Annotated in this window: 5 protein-coding genes and 1 pseudogene; 3 read left to right on the plus strand and 3 right to left on the minus strand. The window is 71.0% G+C overall.

Going from position 1 to position 6,054, the window contains the following annotated elements; genetic code table 11:
- Positions 1–19: 19 nt before the first annotated feature.
- On the plus strand, positions 20–1,399 hold the full coding sequence (locus G3I78_RS44650) for a cation:dicarboxylase symporter family transporter (RefSeq protein ID WP_164435837.1): 1,380 nt from the start codon (positions 20–22) through the stop codon (positions 1,397–1,399).
- A 534-nt stretch (positions 1,400–1,933) separates the two neighbouring features.
- Here the strand turns inward: G3I78_RS44650 and G3I78_RS44655 are convergent.
- Positions 1,934–2,542, minus strand: a complete 609-nt coding sequence (locus tag G3I78_RS44655; protein WP_203616388.1) for a TetR/AcrR family transcriptional regulator — start codon at positions 2,540–2,542, stop codon at positions 1,934–1,936.
- A 120-nt stretch (positions 2,543–2,662) separates the two neighbouring features.
- On the opposite strand from G3I78_RS44655, the gene G3I78_RS44660 reads away from it, so the two are divergent.
- Together G3I78_RS44660 and G3I78_RS44665 are read left to right on the plus strand one after the other, a co-directional pair.
- The gene (locus G3I78_RS44660; protein WP_164435841.1) at positions 2,663–4,333 is read left to right on the plus strand and encodes an MFS transporter; all 1,671 of its coding nucleotides are present in this window, start codon (positions 2,663–2,665) and stop codon (positions 4,331–4,333) included.
- A gap of 77 nt (positions 4,334–4,410) precedes the next feature.
- Positions 4,411–5,208 (plus strand): DUF2127 domain-containing protein, encoded by a 798-nt coding sequence (locus tag G3I78_RS44665; protein ID WP_164435843.1) that lies wholly within the window; start codon positions 4,411–4,413, stop codon positions 5,206–5,208.
- On the opposite strand, the gene G3I78_RS44670 is transcribed toward G3I78_RS44665, so the two are convergent.
- Both G3I78_RS44670 and G3I78_RS44675 read right to left on the minus strand, forming a co-directional pair.
- On the minus strand, positions 5,174–5,605 hold the full coding sequence (locus G3I78_RS44670) for a hypothetical protein (protein ID WP_164435844.1): 432 nt from the start codon (positions 5,603–5,605) through the stop codon (positions 5,174–5,176). The genes G3I78_RS44665 and G3I78_RS44670 overlap by 35 nt on opposite strands.
- 79 nt (positions 5,606–5,684) lie before the next feature.
- Positions 5,685–6,054, minus strand: a pseudogene (locus G3I78_RS44675) (hypothetical protein); the annotation flags it as partial.

Consider the following 6,054-nt stretch of genomic DNA (forward strand, 5'->3'; position numbering starts at 1 on the left):
GACGTCAAGGAGGGCAGCCGTGGCCGCCAGCACCCCCGATACGGCACCCACAGTCAAAAAAGACCGCACTCACTACCTGTACATCGCGGTGATCGTCGCGGTCGCCATCGGTATCACCGTCGGTCTGGTCGCGCCGGACTTCGCGGTGGAGCTGAAGCCCATCGGTACCGGGTTCGTGAACCTGATCAAGATGATGATCTCGCCGATCATCTTCTGCACGATCGTGCTCGGCATCGGTTCGGTCCGCAAGGCCGCCAAGGTCGGAGCGGTCGGCGGTATCGCGCTGATCTACTTCACGATCATGTCGCTGGTCGCGCTGGGCATCGGCCTGGTCGTCGGCAACATCCTGGACCCGGGCACCGGCCTCGCCGTGACCGACGCGGTCAAGGACGTGGGCCACGCGCAGGTCGACGCGGAGGCCAAGGACACCACCGAGTTCCTGCTCGGCATCATCCCGACGACCTTCGTCTCCGCCTTCACCGAGGGCGAGGTCCTCCAGACCCTGCTGATCGCCCTGCTCGTCGGCTTCGCGCTCCAGGCCATGGGCCCGATCGGGCAGCCGGTCCTGCGCGGTGTGGAGCACATCCAGCGGCTCGTCTTCCGGGTCCTCGGCATGGTGATGTGGGCTGCCCCGGTCGGCGCCTTCGGTGCGATGGCCGCCGTGGTGGGTTCGGCGGGTGTGGACGCCCTGAAGGACCTCGCGCTCCTGATGGTCGGCTTCTACACCACCTGTGTGCTGTTCGTCTTCATCGTGCTCGGCACCCTGCTGCGGCTCGTCGCGGGCCTCAACATCCTGTCGCTCTTCAAGTACCTGGGCCGTGAGTTCCTGCTGATCCTGTCGACCTCGTCCTCCGAGTCCGCGCTGCCGCGGGTCATCGCGAAGATGGAGCACCTGGGCGTCAGCAAGCCGGTGGTCGGCATCACCATCCCGACCGGCTACTCGTTCAACCTCGACGGCACCATGATCTACATGACCATGGCCTCGCTGTTCATCGCCGACGCCATGGGTACGCCGATGTCGATCGGCGAGCAGATCCCGCTGCTGCTGTTCCTGTTCGTCGCCTCGAAGGGCGCCGCCGGTGTCACCGGTGCCGGTCTCGCGACCCTGGCCGGCGGTCTCCAGTCGCACAAGCCCGCCTTGGTGGACGGCATCGGCCTGATCGTCGGCATCGACCGCTTCATGAGCGAGGCCCGCGCCCTCACCAACTTCGCGGGCAACGCCGTCGCCACGGTCCTGATCGGCACCTGGACCAAGGAGATCGACCGCGAGCGCGTCGACCAGGTCCTCGCCGGTCACCTGCCCTTCGACGAGAAGACCCTCCTCGACGAGGGCGAGGACGGCGCCCCGGTCGCCGACCTCCCCGAGCAGGGCGGCGAGAAGGAACTCACCAAGGCCTGAGCGCCCCCCGGAGCAGGGCCGGGCCCGACCTGAACCCGGGCCCGGCTCACCCACCCCGGGCGGCCGAGTACTCCCCCGTTGCTCGGCCGCCCGGCCCCACGCCTCGCGTGACCGCGGAAGGCGCCAGGGGAGTCCCGGGAGGCACCGGGGGGTCCCGGGAAGCCCTGGGAACCCCCGGGAAGCCCCGGTAGGCACCTGGGACAGTCCTCGGAAGCTGCCCGGGAAGTCCCGGGGCCCGGGGGAAGGTGTCTCGGGAGAGTCTTCGGAAGTTGCTTGGGGGGTCCCGGGGAAGGCGTCCGGGAGGTGCCCGGAAAGTCCCGCGGAGGGCATCCGGGGCGGTCCTCGGAAGTTGCTTGGGGGGTCCCGCGGGAGGCACCCGAGAGGCGCCCGGAAAGTCCTCGGAAGCTACCTGGGAACTCCTGCGGAAGCCCCCCGGAAAGCCTCCGGAGCCCCCCGGAAAGCCCCCGGAGCCCCCCGGAAAGCCCCCGGAAGCCCCGCGCGGAAGCCCCCCGCCCCCCCAAGAAGTCCCCAAGATCAATCGCTCAGCTTCGCCACCAGCGCCGTGGCCAGCGAGGCGGGTACGCCCGCCGCGGTCAGAGTCGTGACCGCGGCGGAGCGGCCCGCCTCTTCCGCTGTCAGGAGCCCGTCGTTCACCGCCTCCATGACCGCGAACAGCATCTGCTCGTGGACGTAGGCCAGTGCGGGCGCGGGCAGTGGGGAGACGAAGACGCCCTCGTCCAGGCCGCGCTGCAACAGCTCCGTGCAGGCCGCGCGCACCGGGGCGAGCCGTTCCCTGATGCCCTGCACGGTGACGCTGCGCTGGGCGAGCGCGACCAGGATGCGATAGCGGTCGGCGACCTCCCAGACCGCGAGCACCGAGCCCGCCACGGCCTGCGCCAGGTCCTCGGCGCCCTCGCGCCCCGCCGCGTGCGCGGCCGCCACCGCCTCCACGGCCCCGTCGACGAGCGTCCCGATCAGCGCCTCACGGTTCGGGAAGTGGCCGTACACGGTCCGCCGTACGACACCCGCGGCGCGCGCGATCTGGTCCATGGACGCGTCGGGGTCGCGCAGCAGCTCGGCGAGTGCGACTTCGAGGATGCGGCGGCGGTTGGCGTCGGCGCGACTGGAGTGGCCCGTGGTCATGGCCGCCATTGTGCCCCCTCCCGCACTGACTTGCACAGCATTGTGCAGCAGGCGTACATTGCTCATCGTTGAGCAAATGCACGTCACTGTGCAAGTCCGCTGAGGAAGGCCACCCCTGCCATGCGACTCGTCATGACCGAACCGGTCGAGAAGATGGAGCGCCCCTACGCCCGCCGCTGGTGGGCACTCCTCGTCCTCTGCCTCAGCCTGCTGATCATCGTGATGGCGAACACCGCCCTCACGGTCGCGGCGCCCGCCATGACCGAGGACCTCGGCCTGAGCAGCGCCGACCTCCAGTGGGTCATCGACGGCTACACCGTCCCGTACGCCGCCCTGATGCTGCTGTTCGGCGCCATCGGCGACAAGTACAGCCGCCGCGGCGCGCTCCTGCTCGGCCTCGGGGTCTTCGGCGGCGGCGCGGTCTTCGGCTCCTTCGCCGACAGCGCTACGACGGTCATCGCGGCCCGCGCGGTGATGGGCATCGGCGCCGCCATGATCATGCCGGCCACGCTCTCCCTGCTCGCCGCGACCTTCCCGCGCGGCGAACGCGCCAAGGCGATCACCGTCTGGACCGCCACCTCCGGCGTCGCCATCGCGGCAGGTCCGCTGGTCGCGGGCGCGCTGCTGGAGAACCACGCCTGGACGTCGACGTTCCTGATCAACGTCCCGATCGCGGCCGTCGCCCTCGTCGCCGCCCTCGCCCTCGTCCCGCCGTCCAAGGCCGCGCGACACGGCCGTATCGACTACGTCGGCGGCCTGCTGTCGGTCGTCTGGATCGGCTCGCTCGTCTACATGATCATCGAGGGCCCGCACTTCGGCTGGCACGCGAAGGCGCTGGCCGCCGCCGTGGTCGCGGCCGTCGGCCTGGTCCTCTTCGTCCTCTGGGAGCTGCGCCACCCGCGCCCCCTCGTCGACGTCCGCCGCTTCACCGACCGCGCCTTCGCGGGCTCCAACCTCGCCGTGGCCCTCTTCTTCCTCTCGGTCTTCGGCGCCTTCTACTACCTCACCCAGCACCTCCAGTTCGTCCTCGGCTACAGCGCCCTGGAGACCGGCCTGCGCATGCTCCCGCTCGCCGGCGCGGTCTTCGCCGGCTCGGCCCTGACCGGCTTCCTCACCCCGCGGGTCGGCATGAAGTGGACGGTCACCGCGGGCATGGTCGGCGGTACGGCTGCCCTCGCGCTGCTGACCCGGATCGACGCGAGCTCGTCGTACGGCGATCTCGTCGCGCCCCTCCTCGTCCTGGGCCTGGCGATCGGCCTCGCGCTCTCGCCCGCCACGGACTCGATCATGGGCGCCTTCCCCGAGTCCGAACTGGGCGTCGGCGGCGCGGTGAACGACACCTCCATCGAACTCGGCGGCTCGCTCGGCATCGCGATCCTCGGCTCGCTGCTGGCGACCTCCTACTCCGACCACCTGTCCGACGCCACCGCCGGAAGCAAGCTGCCCGCGTCGACGCTGGAGACGGCACAGGACTCCGTCGGCGCCGGATACACCGTGGCGCAGGGCATCGGCGAGAAGGCCCAGCAGGTCGCCGCGCAGGCCGCGAAGGCCACCGACCCCCAGCAGGTGGCCCAGTTGAAGGCACAGGCCGATCAACTCGCCTCCGGGGCCCGGCAGATGGCGGACGCTGTCGGCTCGTCCTTCTCCGACGCGGTCGCGCACACCAGCCTGATCGGGGCGATCGTGCTCGGCGTCGGCACGGTCCTGGTCGCGGTGCTGCTGCCGGGCCGCAAGCCCGCGGAGCCCGCCGCTCGGGCCGCGGAGGAGAAGGAACTCGTCGACGCCCGCTGACTCACCGAACTCTTACCCCGCGCCACTAGCGTGCCGTCCCCGGACGGCACGCTCTTGGTTTCGGAGGCACACGGGGGATGAAGATCGACTGGGACCGGCGGACGTGTGCGCGCCGCGGCCATGTGACCTACGCACCCGACGAACCCCGCCTGCGGGAACGGCTGTTCGCCGAGACCGCGCTGGGGGAGGCGTGGCGGTGCCTGCGCTGCGGAGACTTCGCGCTCGGCGACCCGCACGGCTCGGGGCCCGCGGACCACGCGCCGCTCGTGCCGCGCGGCAAGGTGCTCAGGGACCTGTTCGTGCTGCGCTTCCTCGCGGCCGAGCGGGCGGTGCGCGGGGTGTTCATCGTGCTGGCCGCGGTGGCGGTGTGGAAGTTCAGTAACAGCCAGGACTCGGTGCGCAGGCTCTTCGACGAGTATCTCGACGTCTTCCGGCCGGTGTTCAAGCACTTCCACTACGACCTCGACCACTCACCGATCGTCGACACGCTCCAGAAGACCTTCGGCTACAAGCACGACACCCTCGTCCTGGTGGCCGTACTGCTGCTGGCGTACGCCCTGATCGAACTCGTCGAGGCGGTCGGCCTCTGGTACGCCAAGCGCTGGGCGGAGTATCTGACGGTGGTAGCGACCGCCGCCTTCCTCCCGCTGGAGATCTACGAACTCACCGAGCGCGTCAGCTGGTTGAAGATCGCCACGCTGGTCCTCAACATCCTCGCCGTGCTCTACATCCTGCTGGCCAAGCGCCTGTTCGGGCTGCGTGGCGGGCACCGGGCGTTCGAGGCGGAACGGGAGAGCGCGTCGCTGCTGGAGGTGGCGGAGGCGGGCGGGCTGCGGGAGTTCAGCGCATCCAGTCAGGGGTCGGGACGCCCGTGAAGTCGTTCCACGCGAGGCAGTAGGCGCGCGACTCGGGGCCCACGGCCGGCCAGACGGAACGGAGGTCGAAGCCCTTGTCCCAGGCGTTGAGCAGGACCTCGAAGAAGCCGGTGGCCACGGCGTCGCGGTCCTGGTCGCTTCCGTCGACCTGGATGTCCTCCAGGAGCCGGAAGAGCTGACGGGTCTGTGCCTCGCTGAAGGCGGCCGGGGTCGGGGCCTGGGCGGAGGTCCCGGTGTAGGCACGCCCGAGGGCGCCGAGCCGGACCGTCAGGGGCGGTACGTCGTCCGGGGCGCCCTGCGCCTCAGGCCCTCGCCAGCTCTCGACCTCGGCACGGTCGGCCTCGGCCAGGACCTCGCTGACGCCCACCAGTTCCTCCCACCACGGCGGAGTCGCCACGGATGCCCTCCCTATGTCCGAGTACCTTGTCCGGTCCGGTCCAGTCCTGTCCGATGCGGTCCGATCCGGTCCGGACACCTTAGGCCCACGGGGCCGTGACCTCCCGCACCAGGGTCAGCGCCTCGCGCAGCTGCCTCATGCGGCGCTTGCCGAGGTGCTCCTCCCACTCCTTCTCCACCGCGGCGACGACCCCGTCCGCGACCTCCTTCACCGCCCACGCCTCCGCCGCGCCACGCACCAGCCGCGCCCGCCTGTCGGTCGGGTCGGCGGCACGGGTGACATACCCCGCCTTCTCCAGCTGATCGACCAGGAACCCGGCGGTCTGTCGGTGCCCGACGCCCGACGCCCGACGCGCGGTGCCCGACGCCCGACGCGCGGTGCCCGACGCCCGACGCGCGGTGCCCGACGCCCGACGCGCGGTGCCCGACGCCCGACGCGCGGTGCCCGAC

Source organism: Streptomyces sp. SID13726 (genome assembly GCF_010548375.1).
Classification (GTDB): domain Bacteria; phylum Actinomycetota; class Actinomycetes; order Streptomycetales; family Streptomycetaceae; genus Streptomyces.